The organism is Halorubrum marinum (genome assembly GCF_048381195.1).
Taxonomy (GTDB): domain Archaea; phylum Halobacteriota; class Halobacteria; order Halobacteriales; family Haloferacaceae; genus Halorubrum.
Genome location: NZ_JBLWMM010000004.1, coordinates 14,102 through 32,073 on the forward strand (window position 1 = coordinate 14,102; position 17,972 = coordinate 32,073).

A 17,972-nucleotide genomic window follows, 5' to 3' on the forward strand; every position below is an offset into this window, starting at 1 on the left:
GTCGAGGGCGTGCGTGTCTGTCGGGAAAGCGGGTTCCGAGGGGCTACGCGTCCATCGGAGGGTCGGCGTTCGTGTCGGTCTCAGCGATCCGGCGGATGCGCTCGACGCCGTCGACCTCTTCGATGACGTTGGCGACGGTCTCCGGCACCAGCTCCTCCCAGTCGTGGCCGTGGATCATGCGCTCGCGGAGCTCGGTGCCTTCGAGGACGTCCCGACGGAACATCGGCGACCCCCGTACCTCGACGCCCGCCTCCTCGAACAGCCTGACGACGAGCGGGTTGTTCGAATACGCGATATCGAATCGCGGGGCCATGCTCTGGACGTGGCCCACCCAGACGGAGTTTCGGTCGAGGTCCTCAATGGGGACGACGTACGTGGTGATATCGATGTTCTCGACGGCCTTCGTCACCATCATGACGCGCTCGCCCGCGGTAAACGGGTTCCTGGTGGTGTGCGAGTCGCCGGCGGAGCCGATCCCCAACACCAGCTCGTCGACCTCCGAGGCGATCTCTTCGACCATGTGTCGGTGGCCGTTGTGGAACGGCTGGTACCGCCCGATGTAGAACCCGCGCATGGATCCACGTTGCGTGACCATCATTTATAAACCCAGTGGGAACCCACGTCTGCCGATATCAGACATCTTGGCCACTCTATCCCACGGTTCGTGAATACCAGACCGATCGACCGCGGGGAGAAAGTATATCAGTAGCCGACCCCTCGTTTTTCGTAGCGATACCCGATTCTATGAGTAACGAAAAGGACACGAACGACCCGCCCGCAGACGACCCCGAGACGCCGGACGAAACCGGCCCCGGGGCGTCCGACGCGGCGGGGAACGGTGAGGACGCTTCGGGCGACGGCACTCCCGCGTCCGGCGAGCGCGACGGTGACCGCCCCGACGTGCCCGCCGCCGACTCCGACGGTGTCGACACCGACGACACCGACTCGGACGCCGAGCGCGACACCGACTCGGACGTCGAGGGCGCCGACAACTCGGACGTCGAGGGCGCCGACGACTCAGACGACGTCTGGGACGACGGGGTCGTCGTCGACGACGCGCCGAGTCCGGGCAGCCCCGGACCGAACGGAGAGGAGGCACACGGCGCCGCCCCCGAAGGGGTCACAGAACTGAGCGACGATGGCGACATCGACGAACCGATAGACGACGGCGGCATCGACGACCTCGGCAGTTCGGTCGAGGTCGAGGGCGCGGAGATCGACGAGGACCCCGACGAGGACGACCTCCTCGGCGGCCTCAAGATCGACACCACGGCCGAGCTCGAAATCCCCGACCGCCTCGTCGACCAGGTGATCGGGCAGGAGCACGCTCGCGACGTGATCATCAAGGCGGCCAAGCAGCGCCGCCACGTGATGATGATCGGCTCGCCCGGGACCGGGAAGTCGATGCTCGCGAAGGCGATGTCCGAACTGCTCCCGAAAGAAGAGCTGCAGGACGTCTTGGTCTACCACAACCCGGACGACGGCAACAAACCGAAGGTCCGGACCGTCCCCGCCGGGAAGGGCGATCAGATCGTCGACGCACACCGCGAGGAGGCGCGCAAGCGCAACCAGATGCGGTCGCTCTTGATGTGGATCATCATCGCCGTCGTGTTGGGCTACGCGCTCATCATCGTCGGCCAGATCCTCATCGGCATCATCGCGGCCGGGGTCGTCTACCTCGTCTTCCGCTACCTGAACCGCGGCTCGGACGCGATGATTCCGAACCTGCTGGTGAACAACGGCGACACGAAGACCGCGCCGTTCCGCGACGCCACGGGCGCGCACGCCGGCGCGCTGCTCGGCGACGTCCGCCACGACCCGTTCCAGTCCGGCGGGATGGAGACGCCCAGCCACGACCGCGTCGAGGCGGGCGCCATCCACAAGGCGAACAAGGGCGTGCTGTTCATCGACGAGATCAACACGCTCGACATCCGCAGCCAGCAGCACCTCATGACGGCGATCCAGGAGGGCGAGTTCGCGATCACGGGCCAGTCCGAGCGCTCCTCGGGCGCGATGGTCCAGACCGAGCCCGTCCCGACCGACTTCGTCATGATCGCGGCGGGGAACCTCGACGCGATGGAGAACATGCACCCGGCGCTGCGCTCGCGGATCAAGGGCTACGGCTACGAGGTGTACATGGAGGACACCATCGAAGACACCCCGGAGATGCGGCGGAAGTACGTCCGGTTCATCGCCCAGGAGGTCGCGAAGGACGGTCGCCTGCCGGAGTTCTCGGCCGAGGCGATCGAGGAAGTCATCCTCGAAGCCAAGCGCCGCTCCGGCCGGAAGGGCCACCTCACCCTCTTGTTCCGGAACCTCGGCGGACTCGTCCGCGTCGCCGGCGACATCGCCCGCGGCGAGGACGCCGAGTTGACCACCCGCGAACACGTCCTGTCCGCGAAGGGGCGTTCTCGCTCCATCGAACAGCAGCTCGCCGACGACTTCATCGAGCGCCGGAAGGACTACGAGCTGCAGGTCTCCGACGGCTACGTCGTCGGCCGCGTCAACGGCCTCGCCGTGATGGGAGAGGACTCCGGGATCATGCTCCCGGTGATGGCCGAGGTCGCGCCCTCGCAGGGGCCGGGCGAAGTCATCGCCACGGGACAGCTGAAGGAGATGGCACAGGAGTCGGTCTCGAACGTCTCCGCGATCATCAAGAAGTTCTCCGACGAGAACATCTCGGAGATGGACATCCACATCCAGTTCGTGCAGGCGGGCCAGCAGGGCGTCGACGGCGACTCCGCGTCCATCACGGTCGCGACCGCCGTCATCTCCGCACTGGAGAACGTCGGCGTCGACCAGAGCCTCGCGATGACGGGATCGCTGTCGGTGCGCGGGGACGTGCTCCCCGTCGGCGGCGTGACCCACAAGATCGAGGCGGCCGCGAAGGCAGGCTGCACGCGGGTCATCATTCCGCAGGCCAACGAGCAGGACGTGATGATCGAAGACGAGTACAAGGACATGATCGAGATCATCCCGGTCTCGCACATCAGCGAGGTGCTCGACATCGCCCTCGAGGGCGAAGCCGAGAAGGACTCGCTGGTCTCCCGACTCAAATCGATCACCGGCTCGGCGCTCAAGGAGGGCGGCGTCTCCAGCCCCTCCAGCCCGAGTCCGCAGTAAGCGAGCCGTTCAACGGTTTCAACCGATTCGACCGCTCACTTCGATTCTCCAGTAATGCCGGATTGGGTGACGTTCGCGGCCGCGACCGTCGCCCTGACGCTGCTGTTACTGTTTCTTACTCGACGCTCACAGCAACTGCTGGAGCAGGCTCGGATCGTCGACCGCGGACACGACACGAGCGATCCGATCGCTGGCGATGAGACTGGAGCCGTCGCGGACCGCGAGAGCGACCGAGATAATCGCGGTGGTGGCGGTATCGACGGCACCAACGGCACCGACGACACCGACGACACCGTCGTTGCTGTCGAGCACGCTCCGACAGCCACCGAGGGAACTGAGGAGTCCGAGGCACCCTTCGCCGAAGGGGCCGCAGAACCCGGATTCCCTTCCCCCGAGCGGCCCGTCCTCACCACGGAGGCGCTCCTCGCGAACGCCGCGCTCTCACAGCTGTTCGCGCTCTCGGTACTCGTCGCGATCGCGTGGTGGACCGGAGTCCCGGCGGCCGCGTTCGGGCTCGGGGCTGGCGACCCGCTTCCGGTCTCCGCGGCTGTCGCGCTGGGCGCAGCCGCCGGCTCCGTCCTTTACGCTGGCAACGAGGTCGCTGCGGCGCTCGGCGCGCGGGTCGGCGTGTCGACCTCGGAACGCCTTCGCGAGGCGATGGCCCCGGACGACGCTCGCGGGTGGGGGGTGCTTCTCGGCGTCGTGCTGCCGATCGTCGCCGTCTTCGAGGAGGCGCTGTTTCGCGGGGCGCTAATCGGAGCGGTTGCGATGGGTTTCGCGGTCGATCCGTGGCTCCTCGCTGTCGCGTCGTCGGTCGCGTTCGGGCTCGGACACGGCGCGCAGGGACGGCTCGGTGTCGTCGTGACGGGGGCGTTAGGATTCGCACTCGCAGCGATTTACGTCTCTACCGGGAGTCTCCTCGTCGTGATCGTCGCCCACTACGTCGTCAACGTCGCGGAGTTCGTCGTGCGCGAGGGGTTCGGTTTCGACCCGCTGGGTGCCGGAGCGTGAGACTCGACGACGGACGACGGGATGCGGCCGCCGGACGCCGCACCCTTCCCACCCCTTTTTACTGTGGCGGGCGCTATGTCCGCCGATGAGCGGGAAACCTACCGTCGGCGAGTACATGACTCGCGACGTCGAGACCGTCGGACCCGACGAGACCGTCGCCGCGGTCGCGCGGCGGATGGCCGACAGCGACGGGCACAACGGGTTCCCCGTGACGGAAGGTCGGCGTGTCGAGGGATTCGTCTCCGCGGCCGATCTGTTGCTCGTGGACGACGACGCCCCCGTGTTCACGGTCATGTCGACCGACCTCATCGTCGCGCATCCCGACATGAAAGTGACCGATGCCGCCAGAGTCATCCTCCGATCAGGAATCCAGCGGCTTCCGGTCGTCGATGACGCCGATAACCTCGTGGGGATCATCTCAAACACCGATGTCGTCCGCTCGCAGATAGAGCGCGCGACGCCGAGCAAGGTGGGAAAGCTGATGCGGACTCTCGAACAGATACACGGCGTCACGCTCACCGAAGAACGCCGCGAAGTCCGGCTCACCGACCTCATACCGACGCAGGCGCGGGTGTACGCCGACGAGTTGGAGGGGCGTAAGTACGAGCTAGAGCGCGGGCTCGCGGAGCCGCTCGTCGTCATCGACAACGGCGGGAAGCTCCACCTCGCCGACGGGCACCATCGGGTGATGGCCGCTCACGAGGCGGGCATCGAGACGATGGACGCGTACGTGATCGTTCCGAACCACACGCTCGACCTCGGAATGGCCAAGACCGCGGAGAAGGAGGGACTCTACGACATCACCGATATCGAGATCGTCGATTACGCGCGCCACCCGCTCGTCGAGACGACGAAGCGGCTGCAGTGAGTGTGGGTGCAGTGAGTGTGGGTGCAGTGAGTGTGGGTGCAGCGAGTGTGGGTGCAGCGAGTGTGGGTGCAGTGAGGTTCCGCTTCGTCTGCTTCGGTCCTACCGACTTCCGTCCCCCCTCCGACGACAGATTTTTGTGAGTTGCCAGAGAACATATCAATATGGGAACTCGACTCAAATCGGCACTCTCCAGAGCAAAGTACGCGGCCGTCGGCGCTGCGGTCGGTGCCGCGGTCGGCGGACTGATCAGCCGGAACGCGGCGAGTACCGGCGGCGCGCTCGGCGGGCTCGCGGGCGCGACGCTCGCCGACGTCCGGAGCGATCCGGAGGGGTTCCTCTCTGCGCTTCGGTCCGGCGATGACGACGAGGCTCTCGACGCGGAGGACGGCGAGTCGGCGGCCGCCGCAGCCGCGGAATAACCCCGAGGGCGCCGGAGCGACACCCGGCCCTCGTCTCTTCTGACGTGACTCGAGCGGAGCGCGACGCGGACCGAACGGACTCCGGCGCGTCCCGAACTGGACGAAGCGACTCGTTCGGGAACGCATATACGACCGGCCCGAGTAGCGACGCGTAATGACTGACACCGACGCGGACGGGGACTCGGCCTCGGACGCCCACGGGGCGTCGGACGAGAACGCGGGCTCGACCGCCGGGTGGTTCGCTGTGGACGCCACGGAGGCCGACGGCGACGAGGCGTCGCTCCGCCGCCGGATCGCGGCCGGTTCGGCCGACGCACCGCGAGACTGGCCGCGGCTCGCGGTCGACGCCGGGTTCGCAGACACGGGCGACGACTACTACGACCGGCTCCACGCGGCGACCGTGGACGCGACGCGCGAGACGGTTCGAGAACGCGAGCGCGCCGACGACCAGCAGCTGGTCCACGCCGTGCGGGCGATGGACGACTGCGAGCGCACCGCGAACGAACTGGCCGAGCGCGCTGCCGAGTGGGCGGGGAGCCTGTTCGACGACGCGGCGCCGGGAATCGACGGTGCTCGCGCGGTCGCCGCCCGGGATCCGGACGGCGAACTCGAGCGACGGGCGGTGTCGCTCGCGGAGCGCGTGGTCGACCTCGCGGCCGAGCGCGACGCGCTCGCGGAGACGATCGACCGGCTCGCGCCCGCCGTCGCACCGAACCTCGCGGAGATGGCGGGACCCGAGCTCGCGGCGCGGCTGATCGCGTTGGCGGGCGGATTGGAGTCGCTCGCGAAGAAGCCCTCGGGAACGGTGCAGGTGCTCGGCGCGGAGGACGCGCTGTTCGCGCACCTCTCCGGACGCGCGCCCTCGCCGAAACACGGGATCATCTACACGCACGAGTACGTCCGCAACACCCGGCCCGACGACCGCGGCTCGGCTTCGCGAGCGCTCGCGGGCAAGCTGACGCTCGCGGCCCGCGTCGACCACTACTCCGGCGAACGACGCGAGACGCTCCACGAGGAGCTTCGCGAGCGGATGGCAACGATCCGGGCGCGGGCAGAGGCAGAGACGGATACGGATACCGAGACGGACGACACTGCAGCAGATCCGGAGGGTGACCGATGAGCGGGCCCGCGCTCCCCGCGGGCGTCGAGCGCCGCGAGTTCGACGGCGAAACGCGGCTGGCAACCCGGGGATCACCGGTGTACGGCGAGCCGACCGCGGACGGCTGGCGCGCGTGGGACCCCGAGCGCTCGAAACTCGGCGGGATGTTCGAACTCGGACTCGACACCGGCCTCACGGGCGGCGAGACGGTGTTGTACCTCGGGGCCGCGAGCGGAACGACGGTGAGCCACGTCGCCGACTTCGCGGGCCCGACGTACGCGGTGGAGTTCGCCCCGCGCCCGGCGCGTGACCTAGTCACTGCTGCGGAGCCCCGCGACCGGCTCTTTCCCCTTTTAAAAGACGCCCGAAAGCCCGAGACGTACGCGCACGTCGTCGAATCGGACGTCGACGCCATCGTGCAGGACGTGGCGACTCGCGGGCAGGCGGAGGTAGCGGTCAGGAATCGGCAGTTCCTGGCCGACGACGGACGCTTGGTGCTCGCGATCAAGGCGCGCAGCGAGGACGTGACGGCGGATCCGACGGCAGTGTTCGAGCGGTCGCTCGACGGGCTTCGAGCGGAGTACGAGGTCCTGGAGACGCAGCGACTAGACCGGTTCCACGAGGATCACCTCGGCGTGGTGGCGACGCCGAAGTAGTCGGTCGCGGCGGGCGACGGGGATCGTTCCGTCGCTCACCACGTCGGCGGCGTGAAGCCGGCGTCTTCGAGGATGGGCTTCCAGCGCTTCTGCACCGAGAGCCGAGAGACGTCCATCGCGTCGGCGATCGCGGACTGCGAGCGCTCCTGTCCGCGGATGAGGGCGGCGGCGTAGAGGCTCCCGGCCGCGGCGACCCGCTTGCCGTCTTCGGTGTCAGGCGCGCGCGAGAGGAACAGATCCGTCGCGGTCGAGAGCGTCTCGTCGTCGAGATCGAGCGCCGCGCAGGCGTCGTCGAGCCGGTCGATCCACGCGGCGTTGTCGACGCGATCGCTCGCCCGATACATACTCGTTCGTAGCGCCCACCGGTATAAAAAGTCGGCGCGGACGTCGGCCCGCTCGCTTCGCCGTGGTCGCCGCTCTCAAGTCGTCCGCGCCCCTACCGCTGGTATGTCGACGCAGGCGTGGACCGAGACCCGCGTTCGCGAGCTTCACGACGCTCTCGTGGACCTGTACGAGCCGGTGGACCGAGCGGCCGAACACGGCGCGGATCCGACCGCCGAACCCGGCGAGGGCGTCCGGCAGCTGGTGACGACGATCCTCTCACAGAACGTCGCCGACGCGAACACGAGTCGGGCGGCGGCGGCGCTGTTCGACCGCTACGACGACTTCGCGGCCATCGAAGCGGCGGACCACGACGAACTGGAGGAAACGATTCGCGTCGCGGGGCTCGCGAACCAGAAGGCGGCGCGCATTCAGCGCGCGCTCGCCGCGATCCGCGAGGAGACCGGCGGGGCGTACTCGCTGGCGTTTCTCGACGCGGTGGATACGGACGCGGCGAAGGCGTGGCTCACGGACATCAAGGGCGTCGGGCCGAAGACCGCGAGCGTCGTGTTGAACTTTCACTTCGGGAAGCCGACGATGGCCGTCGACACCCACGTTGAGCGCGTCTCGAAACGGTTCGGGCTGGTGCCGGAGTCCGCGTCGAATCAGGCCGCCCACGACCGCCTCGACGGGATCGTCCCCGACGAACTGATCTATCCGCTACACGTGCTGTTGATTCGGCACGGGAGAGAGCGCTGTTCGGCCCGGGGGGCCGACTGCGCGAACCCGGTGTGTGAGGCGTACTGCGACTGCGAGTATTGTTTATAACTCGGAGAGGCCGTGATGGACGCCGCCGGCGCCTCCGCCGATCCAGCATAACCCGTCGACAGTGGACCGTCGGTGAACACATCCGAAGCCCGACTGCGAGTCGTCGCGGCTGTCCCTTTGAGCCTCGTCCCGTGCCGCAACTCCCCCTCACGCCTCCCCAGCCCGGCAGTCGCCCTACGTGTTGCTCCGGGCGACTGATTCCAGCGAGGGACCGAAGGCCTCTCTGACGGCCGGCGCGTAGCGCCGGCGGCCCCGCGTGGGCCGCTCACGGCCGTTTATAAGCGGCCGCTGACTGGCATACGTCGCCGCATTCGTGATATGTCGCCGTCGCCGGTCCGTTAGGTTCTTGACTCGGTTGCGTCTACCCTCAGTCGCGCGCGGGTTGCCGAGCCAGGCCAAAGGCGTAGCGCTTAGGACGCTATGGTGTAGACCTCCGCAGGTTCGAATCCTGTCCCGCGCACTGAGGAGCGTAGCGACGACAGAGCAAGGGCGGTTCGAGTCCTACCAGACGCGCGCAGCGAAGCGAGCACGTCTGGTTCCGGTCAAATCTAGTCCCGCGCATGCTGCCTCGAACGAAGTGAGCGAAGAGCAGGCCGATTGGAGCCCACGAGCGGCACAGACCGAGCGAGAGAACCCTCCTTACCACACGCTCCCACGATACTCGAGTTGTAAGTGATCGACCGTCTCCGGCGGAATCCCCATCTCCTCGAACATCTGCCGGAAGACCGCGCGAACGTCCTCCTCCTCGAACGACCGGTACGCGCGCGTCTGCGCGTCGACCTCGACGCCGCCGTGGTAATCGAGGTGCACGCGGTAGGTGTACCCGTCCGCTTCGTGCGTGACGGTCGCCCGCGAGAGGACGAACTCGATGCTACCGAGTTTCTCGTCCGCCGCGTAGTACTCGCGAACGTGCCAGCCGGACCCGGGCGAAGAGCTCTCGTTGACCGTCGTCGCGCGGGTGGGTAGCTCGTCGTAAACGCTCCGGAAATCGACCGGTTCCTCGACCCTGATGCTCGGCGTGCTCGCACCCGGCTCGCTGGGATCGCCGGTGCGGACGTCCTCTTTTACTTCCTCGACGTAGCTCTCCGCGGTGGCCTCGTCCATCTCGAACAGCAGCGTGAGCCGGTCGACGATCCACTCGTCCGGCGGGAGGTCGTCGACGGTGAACTCGCCGCGATTGTCGTCTGCAAAGAACGTCACGACGGTGACCCCCTCGGCTGCGTAAAAGGTCGCCCACAGCCGCTTCGTCTCCGAGTGGTCGAAGACGACTCTGAACGCCTCGTACTCCGGTCCGAGTTCGGCGTCGAGCTCGTCGATGCCCTCCGGATGGAATCCGCTCGACCCGACGCGCTCGACCGCGTATCCGGCAGCCGCTGCCCGATCGAGGGTGTCCTCGTACTCGAGGTCCGACACGGTGACGCCGTCGGACGAGTACGACGCCACGTCGGATCCGATCAGCACCCCGGCGAAGACCGCGTACGCGGCGACGCCGACGATGACGACCCCGACCAGGGCGACCGCGGCCCATCGTAATGCGTTCATACCGAATGACATTTTGTGCGAGGCTATAGGTGTATCGTCGACACCGCCGAGACGGACGCCCTCCGCCGGATGAGCGAAGAGCGGCTGCGATCGAACCGAGCTCCGGTCAATTGTTACCGGAGTCCGGGCACGTGCACAAACCCGGCCGCTATCGCGGAACACCGTCAGGGATGGCCGTTGTGAACCGGATTAAACGGGTACGGGACGACGCACGGGTATGGATACCGAGTTCGCGTACTGGGTCCCGAACGTCAGCGGCGGGCTGGTCGTTTCGGACTGGGAGACGGAGACGGACTGGACGTACGACTACAACCTCGATCTCGCCCGCACGGCGGAGTCGGTCGGCTTCGAGTACGCGCTGGCGCAGGCCCGCTTCTTCGGTAGCTACGGCGCGGACAAACAGCTGGAGGCGCTGGCGATCGCGAACGCGCTCGCGGCGCAGACCGACGACCTGCACGTCATCGGCGCGGTCCACCCGGGGCTGTGGGAGCCCGGCCCGCTCGCGAACTTCATCGCGACCGCCGACCGCATCAGCGACGGGCGGTTCTCCATCAACGTCGTCTCCGGCTGGTTCAAAGGCGAGTTCACGGGATTCGGCCAGCCGTGGCTCGAACACGACGAGCGGTACGCCCGCTCGTCGGAGTTCATTCAGGTACTGAAAACGCTGTGGACCGAGGATCGAGCGACGTACGACGGCCGGTTTTACACGATCGGCAAGGACATCGACGGTTTCGAGGGCGCCCCGCTCGAACCCAAACCCGTTCAGGACCCGTACCCGCGGGTGTTCCAGGGCGGCAACTCGCAGGCGGCCCGGGAGATGGCCGCGAAACACTCGGACGTCCTCTTTATCAACGGCGGGAGCCTCCAGGAGATCCGCGCCGTCATCGACGACGTCGAGGCGTACGCCGAGGCGTTCGACACGGAGCCGCCGCGGTTCGCCGCGAACGCGTTCGTCATCCAGCGCGACACCGAGTCCGAGGCCAAGGCGGTCTTGGAAGGAATCATCGAAAGCGCCACCGACGAGGCCGTCGACGCGTTCAAAGAGCAGGTGAAACAGGCCGGTCAGTCGTCCGCGGAGGGCGACGGGATGTGGGCCGACTCCGAGTTCGAGGACCTCGTCCAGTACAACGACGGCTTCAAAACGGGGCTTATCGGGACCGACGAGCAGATCGTCGAACGCGTCCGGAAGCTCGACGCGATCGGGATTGACGTCGTTCTCACGGGCTTTCTCGACTTCGGCGAGGAACTGGAACGCTTCGGCGAGACGATCATCCCGGCGGTCGAGGCGGCCGACCCGCTCGACCCCGAAGCTGTCGACGCCGTCGACGAGATCGAAACGATCGGCGGCGCGAAGGTGGCCCGGTAATGGCCGACCGAACGCTTCTCGGGATCGTCGGCAGCGTCTCCGTCGACTCCCGAACGCGGACCGCCGTCGAACTCGCGCTCGACGCGGCCGCCGCCGCGCACGACGCGGAGACCGAACTACTCCACCTCGCCGACTACGACCTCGCGACCGCGGACGGGCGCGGCGTCGACAACTACGAGGGTGACACCGCCGACGCGCTCGATCTGATCGTCGAGGCCGACGCCTACGTCGTCGGGACGCCCGTCTACCGCGGGTCGTACTCGGGCGCGCTCAAGAACTTGCTCGACATGGTGCCGCGCGGGCAGTGGCAGGGCGACGTCGCGCCCTTCGAGAACGCGGCGGTCGGGCTCCTCGCGACCGGCGCGACCGACCATCACTTCCTCGCCGTCGACCAGGAGCTCCGCCCGGCGTTCGCCTTTTTCGGCGCGCACACGGTCGGCGGTGCCGCGTACGCGACCGCCGACCACTTCGAAGAGAACGAACTCGTCGAGGAGACGGTCCGCGAGCGTCTCGCGACGCTCGGCGAGGCCACCGTCGAGCTGGCGGCGGCGATCGACGAGGCCGAGGCGCTCGGATCACTCGGACCGGCGATCTGAGTCCGGGTCGCCGATTCGCTACTCTTCGTTCGCAGTCGACACCCGCACCACTTGCTTGCCGATGTTGTCGCCGTCGAACAGCCCGAGGAACGCGTCGGGAGCGTTCGCTAACCCCTCCACGATCGTCTCCCGGTGGTCGAGTTCGCCGCTCGCGACCCACCGACCGAGTCGCTCGCTGGCTTCGCCGAACCGAGACGCGAAGTCGGTCACGAGCAATCCCTCCACCCGGGCGCGCACCGGAATCAGCCCCGGGAGCTTCCGCGGGCCGGTCGGGACCTCCTCGGCGTTGTAGTGGGCGATCTGCCCGCAGACGGCGACGCGCGCGTCGAGGTTCAGTTCGGTGAACACGGCGTCGGTGATGGGGCCGCCGACGTTGTCGAAGTAGACGTCCACGCCGTCGGGCGCGGCCGAATCGAGCGCGGCGTGGTAGTCGTCGGTCGTCTTGTAGTTGATCGCGGCGTCGAAGCCGAGGTCTTCGGTGAGCCACGCCGTCTTCTCGTCGGAGCCCGCGAAACCGACCACGCGGCAGCCGTTTCGTTTGGCGATCTGGCCGACGACCGAACCGACCGCGCCCGCGGCGCCCGAGACGACGACCGTGTCACCGGGTTTCGGCTCTCCGATCTCCAGCAGGCCGAAGTAGGCGGTCCGTCCCGGCATCCCGAGCGCGCCGAGGTGGGCTTCCGGCGGTGCGACGCTCGGATCGACAGGGGCTACGTCGTCGGCGTCGAGGACGGCGTAGTCGCTCCACGTCCCCTCGCCCGTGACGAGGTCGCCCGCGTCGTAGACGTCGCTTACGCTCTCGACGACCTCGCCGACGACGCCGCCTTTGAGGGCGTCGCCCACGTCCCACGGCTCGGCGTACGACTCCGCGTCGCGCATCCGGCCGCGCATGTACGGGTCGACGGAGAGGAATCGGGTTCGGACGAGGAGTTCTCCAGGACCCGGGTCGGGAACCGTGGTCTCGCGGAGGTCGAAGCAGCCCGGATCCGGTTCGCCTCGCGGTCGCTCGGCGAGGATCCACTCGCGGTTGGTGGTTGTCACGGTCGCGATTGGAGCCGCGTTCTCAATAGGGTTTGGGCGGGGCAGGCGACGGCGAAGCGAGCGAACCGGACGCACTCAGTACCCTCTTAATACTCGATAGCACCGGAGTATCGCTCTAAGACGAGCACGACCGCCGCGCCGGCGACCGCCGCGAGCGCGAACCGTGGCGCGGCCGCCTCCCACGTCTCGCCACTCTCCCCTAGCCGAATCGATACCTCGACGAGGGGGGCCCGGAGCGCACCGACGATCAGGCTCACGAGGAAGGCGATCGTCGCCGCCCGCGCCCGCGAGAGGGCGTACTTCACGGCGTGGGCGATCGTGAACACGCCGACGACGCCGCCTCCGAGGAACGTGACGACCGGTGGGACCGTCTCGACGAGCCCCTCGACTCCGTTACCGAGCGCCAGCGCCGCGAGCCCGTCGACGAACCGACTCACGGTCCCGGACATGTACTCGTACTGTCCGAGCACGACCAAGAGGAGTGAGCCGGAGACGCCGGGGAGGATCATCGCGCTGACCGCGACTGCGCCAGCGACGAAGATAACCGGTAGGGAGCTCGACAGGGCGGTCGAAGCGTATCCGGACGCGAGAAACGCCACCGTGAAGCCGGTGAACGCCGCCCCCTTGCGGCGGGGCGTGTCGAGCTCGACGTCGCCGAGGAGGACCGCCGCGCTGGCGGCGATGAGCCCGAAGAAGAACCCGTACGTCGCGACCGGCCGCGTCGCGAGGAGATAGCTGACGCCGCTCAACACGACGACAACCGCGGTGCCGATCCCGGCGAGCAGCACGGCGAGAAACGCGCCGTCGGTCTCGTGGAACGCGGCGCGCGCGTCGGGGAGGTTCTCGGGCCGAACGCCGGCGAGCACGCGCGCGATGCGGTCCGGGTCGATCGCCGTGACGGCCGCGATCAGCCGCTCGTAGATCCCGAGAATGAGCGCGATGGTGCCGCCCGAGACGCCGGGGACCGCGTCGGCGCACCCCATGGCGATCCCCTTCAGATACACCGCCACCCAATCTCGGAGGTCGGTCATGTGACTATCGGTGCGTTACGCGCCCGCGCCGTCGATGGCGGTTGCGCTCGCGACTACCGGGTCAGCGGCGACCAGCGAGTCCGTCTCGTTGGCGGTGTCGTCGCCGTCGTCGCCGTCGTCGTTCCCGCCAGTGTCGCTCCCGTCCTCGGTTCCGGTACCCTCGTCGTCGGCCGGGCAGTCGGGGTCGCCGGCGGGGCAGTCGATGACCGCCTCGTCGAGCTCGACGGTGGCCGGAGCGTCGTCGACGCCGAGCACCTGTCCCTCGGTGACCGCGAGCTCGCCGACGCGCTGGGTCGTGGTGAGGTCGTCGTCGGTCGACGGCTCGGTGGCGACCTCGTACTCGCCCGTCGCGCGAACGCTCGTGTTCGTGTACCCGTCTTCGGGGCCGAACTCGTCGTACCCGGTCGTCGAGTACGGGAGCGTGAACTCGAAGTTCCCGTTCGCGTCGGCCTCGGCGTACTGCGTGTACTCGAACGTCTCGCCGGAGGGTTTCTCCATCTCGACGGTCGCTTCGACCTCCTGGCCGGGCTCCGCGCCCGAGCCCTCGACCGTCGCGCCGGGGACGCGCTCGAACGTCTTCACCCAGTCGTCCTGGAACGCCGCGAGCGTCCCCTCGCCGAAGATCCGCTCGACGTCGAGGCCGAGTTGCTGGACCAGGCTCACCTGGAACGCCGATGGCGACTGACCCTGCGCCTCCGTCGCGTGGACGAGCCGGTAGCCTTCGAGGGCCTCGACGCGCTCCTCGGGGAGCGCGCCGACGCCGCCGATCTGCGAACCGGGGTTCTCGTCGACGTAGGCCTCGGCCTCGTCCATCGTGTCGAACTCCTGCACGAGGTTCGAGGGATCGGCCGGGAGCACCTCGATCTCGATCGATTCGCCGCCCGCGGTCTGGGCGGTCCGCCGGTCTGGGCTCACGACGACCGGTTCGGGGTCGACCGCGCTGCCGTAGTGCTCGTACAGCCGGATCATCTGGCTCTCGTGGTAGCGCTGGGTGTTCACCTGCGTCAACGTCTGGAAGCCGCCCTGCTCCGTTTCCTGATAGATGACGCGGTTGAAGTCCTCGCGCGTCTCGTCGCCGGAGTAGAACGTGACGGGCGCGCCGAACTTCGAGTTCGGCGAGGCCATCTGGCGGTCGACCATCACGTAGCGGGTGTCCGCCCCCTCGTCGCTCTGGCTCGCGAGCACGTCGGCGGCCTCGTCCTCGCTCGGCGCGAGGAGGTAGTCCGCCGCGGCGCGCGCGTTCTGCTGGAAGGGGTTGGCGTTCGGGATCCGCTCGGCGCGGGTGGTGATCCAGTGGCCGTAGTCCCACCACGACTGCACGCCGTACGCGCCCTCGGGGTAGTCGAAGTCGTCGTCAGCGGGACGCTCGTAGGTGCCGTACAGCTCCATCGGGTTGTCCGCGCCTTCGAGTTCGCCCGGGTGCGGGGTCTCGTCGTTCATCCACTGGAGGCTCTCGTCCCACTCGACGACGTTTCCGGGGCCGGTGCCCGCGCCCGCCGCCCAGACGGGGGTCGCCATGGCGACCAGCGGGACGAGGAGGATGAGGACCACGGCGAGCGCGCCCATCACCTGCCAGCCCTCGACGTCGCGGGCGTTCGAGAGCGAGGGGAGCGAGAGGACGTCGAGCGCGAGCTGGAGGAAGTACGCCGCGCCGACCGCGACGACGACGGCGAGGTAGTAGTTGAAGCGAACCTGGGTGAACGCGGCGCTCGCGATGAACGCCGCCCACACGACGAAGTACAGCTCCTCGGTGTCGTACTCGACGAGGAACGTCGCGCCGACGAGGAGGCCCGCGGCGAGCACGAGCCCCACCACCTGCCAGCTCACGCCGACGATACTTCCTATGGCGTCGTAGAGGCCGGGCAGCGCGTAGACGGAGGCGATGATCGCGAGCGCGACGCCGCCGTAGGCGGTGTGACTGGCGTCGTTAGAGCGCCACAGCGGGCGCGCCACGATGATGAGCACCGCGAACAGCGCGAGGAAGAAGGCGAGGCCGTACTGCGAGAGCACGAAGTCGGCGAAGGCCGTATTTTGGAGCGGTGGACTGGCTTCACCGATGGTGCGAGTAGCGGCACCCGCTGAGAATCCGACTGTGCGGAGAAGATTATCAGTGATAGTCGACCATAACGACGGGATAGCAAGCCAGACGACGCCAGCCGAGGCCGCTATCATCCCACCGACAGCTGGCGGATAGGTTGAGACGTCACGGTCTCGCGATTCCCACTGGCGGGCGAGCCACGCGAGGAAGACGGAACCGAGTGCGACGCCCAGCGGGAGAACAACTTGCGTGAGTGAGTATCCCGTGACACCGAACGAGAACTCGTCAAGCGGGATAACTTGCATCAGTCCCGCGACCGTCATCGAGACCGCCCCAGCGAAAGCGATCGGTTCGGGGCTTCGGTCGTGGAATACGTCGCTCGTAATCTTGACCGCAAGGAAAATACCCGTGAACCCGACCATGAGTACGCCGGGCTGCCACGTCCACATGTAGAGGCCGAGTGCGACGCCGGCCGCGGCAGCGTAGAGTGAAGGACGCTTGAGCGCGACCCAGTCGCGGTCAACGAATAGTTCCCAGACTGGGGCCTCCCGTTCGGCGACCGCGAAGGCGACGAGGAACGCGAAGACGGCGACTGCTTGGAAGAGGATCTCACCGGCGTGGTGATCGAAGAAGCCCACGAGGGTGTAGCTGAAGAATGTGCCGGGGAGCAGGGCGAGCACAATGACTGCGGAGACGGCACACATTCTGCCGACGAAGCGTCGAGCGATAAGGTATGTCGGAATAGCAACTGCAGCACCAAATAGCGGTGCGATAATTAACATGACCCGCATCGCGGGATCTTCGCCTCCGAACAATGGAGAAAGGGCAAAAATCAGAACCGCACTGATCCGATCAAAAAGCGTCCCAAAGACCCCCTGAAACACGCCATACGGGAATCCCGACCAGGGATCAAACGGCATAGAATAGGGAAAGTGTTCGAGAACGTACGAGGTTTCGCGATAATGATACCACGCATCGTTTCCACGAAAGTATACGTCATCTCCTCGAATGAACTCGCCATAGTTCTGGACTCGTGTCCAGAACATGAATGTAACAAGTACTACAAGAACAGGGATATGATACCACTGTTCAATTTTGGCCAACACCGATCGAGATGGCCCTCCAGTGGAGGAACTCCGTTCGCTCATTATCTAGAATCATTTTGGAAAATGCGCATAAGCCTTGTCATATACTCACCATCCAGAGGCAGCGAAAGTCCTTAGTTCCGTGTCTGAGACTCGCGTCTGAGACGATATACGTGGGCGTTAGGGCACCCGTCCAACAATAACGTAACCAAAGGGGAACAGACGGAACGCTCCGAAATTTTTCAAAATTTCATATGCTGAATGATACTTCGGAATTGCCTCTTTTGGATATGTGATACCTTTCGACGTGATGATTTCAGCACCGGCATCACGCACCCACTTCTCAAGCTGGGATCGTGATGGGATATGAACTTGCTTTAACGTTGTGTGTCCTCGCCTAATTGCAAGTTGTTTGCCACCGGGGAGCCAGTGGATAAACGGCAGACCGGTGTGGAGTTCAAGAGGGAACTGACCGTTTGGGACCTGAAGAAACACAGTTCCACCGGGCTTCGTGCAGCGAACCATCTCGTTTACAAGTCTATCTCGGTTTGCTGGCGGCAAAACATGCTCAACGACGCTAATTGCCGCACAGAGCTCAAACGAATCGTCTTCGTAGGGGAGTTGTGTCCCGTCAGCGATAAGACTATGATCGACAATATTCGGGTAGTCTTGAGGGCCGATATCGAGTGCGTGAACCTCTTCATAACCTTCGCCAAATATTTCCGTGTTGTGGCCACTACCTGCACCGATCATCAGACAGCGATCACCGGACAGCGGCCCCACAGAGCGTTGTGCGATGTCATAAAGATATTTCGCACGAGCTGTGAAATTCCGTTCCGTTAATGCGACCATCGGGTACATATTACGAGTTGTCCGTTTAGATGTATCCCTTCCGTCACGGTAGGCGCAGATCGGTTTGTCGGTAGAAACGCTTATTCGAACTACTCA

General features: G+C 66.5%; 16 protein-coding genes and 1 tRNA gene. 10 read left to right on the forward strand and 7 right to left on the reverse strand.

Annotated features, from left to right (window positions below; genetic code table 11):
- Positions 1–43: 43 nt before the first annotated feature.
- Positions 44–574 (reverse strand): nicotinamide-nucleotide adenylyltransferase, encoded by a 531-nt coding sequence (locus ACNSN4_RS06610; RefSeq protein ID WP_418285003.1) that lies wholly within the window; start codon positions 572–574, stop codon positions 44–46.
- Between the two features lie 170 nt (positions 575–744).
- On the opposite strand from ACNSN4_RS06610, the gene lonB reads away from it, so the two are divergent.
- The 6 genes from lonB (at position 745) to ACNSN4_RS06640 (ending at position 7,176) form a co-directional block, all read left to right on the forward strand.
- Positions 745–3,123, forward strand: a complete 2,379-nt coding sequence (gene lonB / locus ACNSN4_RS06615) for an ATP-dependent protease LonB (protein ID WP_418285004.1) — start codon at positions 745–747, stop codon at positions 3,121–3,123.
- 54 nt (positions 3,124–3,177) lie between these two features.
- Positions 3,178–4,134, forward strand: a complete 957-nt coding sequence (locus ACNSN4_RS06620; RefSeq protein ID WP_418285005.1) for a CPBP family intramembrane glutamic endopeptidase — start codon at positions 3,178–3,180, stop codon at positions 4,132–4,134.
- Between the two features lie 85 nt (positions 4,135–4,219).
- Complete coding sequence (locus ACNSN4_RS06625; protein WP_418285006.1) at positions 4,220–5,002, forward strand: CBS domain-containing protein; 783 nt, start codon at positions 4,220–4,222, stop codon at positions 5,000–5,002.
- A 161-nt stretch (positions 5,003–5,163) separates the two neighbouring features.
- A complete protein-coding gene (locus ACNSN4_RS06630) occupies positions 5,164–5,421 on the forward strand; it encodes a hypothetical protein (protein WP_418285007.1) in 258 nt (85 codons plus the stop codon).
- 154 nt (positions 5,422–5,575) lie between these two features.
- Complete coding sequence (locus tag ACNSN4_RS06635; protein WP_418285008.1) at positions 5,576–6,541, forward strand: NOP5/NOP56 family protein; 966 nt, start codon at positions 5,576–5,578, stop codon at positions 6,539–6,541.
- Positions 6,538–7,176, forward strand: coding sequence for a fibrillarin-like rRNA/tRNA 2'-O-methyltransferase (locus ACNSN4_RS06640; protein ID WP_418285009.1), 639 nt, complete (start codon positions 6,538–6,540; stop codon positions 7,174–7,176). The genes ACNSN4_RS06635 and ACNSN4_RS06640 overlap by 4 nt, the downstream gene beginning before the upstream one ends.
- A gap of 35 nt (positions 7,177–7,211) precedes the next feature.
- On the opposite strand, the gene ACNSN4_RS06645 is transcribed toward ACNSN4_RS06640, so the two are convergent.
- Entirely contained in the window at positions 7,212–7,520 is a 309-nt protein-coding gene (locus tag ACNSN4_RS06645) for a transcription initiation factor IIB family protein (protein ID WP_418285010.1), read from the reverse strand.
- Positions 7,521–7,623: 103 nt separating this feature from the next.
- On the opposite strand from ACNSN4_RS06645, the gene ACNSN4_RS06650 reads away from it, so the two are divergent.
- Complete coding sequence (locus ACNSN4_RS06650) at positions 7,624–8,325, forward strand: endonuclease III domain-containing protein (protein ID WP_418285011.1); 702 nt, start codon at positions 7,624–7,626, stop codon at positions 8,323–8,325.
- A 375-nt stretch (positions 8,326–8,700) separates the two neighbouring features.
- A tRNA-Leu gene (locus ACNSN4_RS06655) sits at positions 8,701–8,785 on the forward strand.
- Between the two features lie 179 nt (positions 8,786–8,964).
- Here ACNSN4_RS06655 and ACNSN4_RS06660 read toward each other — a convergent pair.
- Positions 8,965–9,867, reverse strand: a complete 903-nt coding sequence (locus tag ACNSN4_RS06660; protein ID WP_418285012.1) for a hypothetical protein — start codon at positions 9,865–9,867, stop codon at positions 8,965–8,967.
- Between the two features lie 217 nt (positions 9,868–10,084).
- Here ACNSN4_RS06660 and sfnG point away from each other — a divergent pair, with 217 nt between their 5' ends.
- Both sfnG and ACNSN4_RS06670 read left to right on the forward strand, forming a co-directional pair.
- Positions 10,085–11,233, forward strand: coding sequence for a dimethylsulfone monooxygenase SfnG (sfnG, locus tag ACNSN4_RS06665; RefSeq protein ID WP_418285013.1), 1,149 nt, complete (start codon positions 10,085–10,087; stop codon positions 11,231–11,233).
- Positions 11,233–11,829, forward strand: a complete 597-nt coding sequence (locus ACNSN4_RS06670) for an NADPH-dependent FMN reductase (protein ID WP_418285014.1) — start codon at positions 11,233–11,235, stop codon at positions 11,827–11,829. Before sfnG ends, ACNSN4_RS06670 begins: the two co-directional genes overlap by 1 nt.
- Positions 11,830–11,847: 18 nt before the next feature.
- On the opposite strand, the gene ACNSN4_RS06675 is transcribed toward ACNSN4_RS06670, so the two are convergent.
- The 4 genes from ACNSN4_RS06675 to ACNSN4_RS06690 all read right to left on the reverse strand — a co-directional run bounded on the left by ACNSN4_RS06675 (position 11,848) and on the right by ACNSN4_RS06690 (position 17,876).
- Positions 11,848–12,870 (reverse strand): NADP-dependent oxidoreductase, encoded by a 1,023-nt coding sequence (locus tag ACNSN4_RS06675; protein WP_418285015.1) that lies wholly within the window; start codon positions 12,868–12,870, stop codon positions 11,848–11,850.
- A gap of 86 nt (positions 12,871–12,956) precedes the next feature.
- Positions 12,957–13,901: a DUF368 domain-containing protein gene (locus ACNSN4_RS06680; RefSeq protein WP_418285016.1), complete on the reverse strand. Its 945-nt coding sequence runs from the start codon at positions 13,899–13,901 to the stop codon at positions 12,957–12,959.
- Positions 13,902–13,916: 15 nt separating this feature from the next.
- Positions 13,917–17,087 carry an oligosaccharyl transferase, archaeosortase A system-associated gene (locus ACNSN4_RS06685; protein ID WP_418285017.1) on the reverse strand — a complete coding sequence of 1,057 codons (3,171 nt, stop codon included), beginning with the start codon at positions 17,085–17,087 and terminating at the stop codon, positions 13,917–13,919.
- 117 nt (positions 17,088–17,204) lie between these two features.
- A complete protein-coding gene (locus ACNSN4_RS06690; protein WP_418285018.1) occupies positions 17,205–17,876 on the reverse strand; it encodes a class I SAM-dependent methyltransferase in 672 nt (223 codons plus the stop codon).
- Positions 17,877–17,972: the final 96 nt, after the last annotated feature.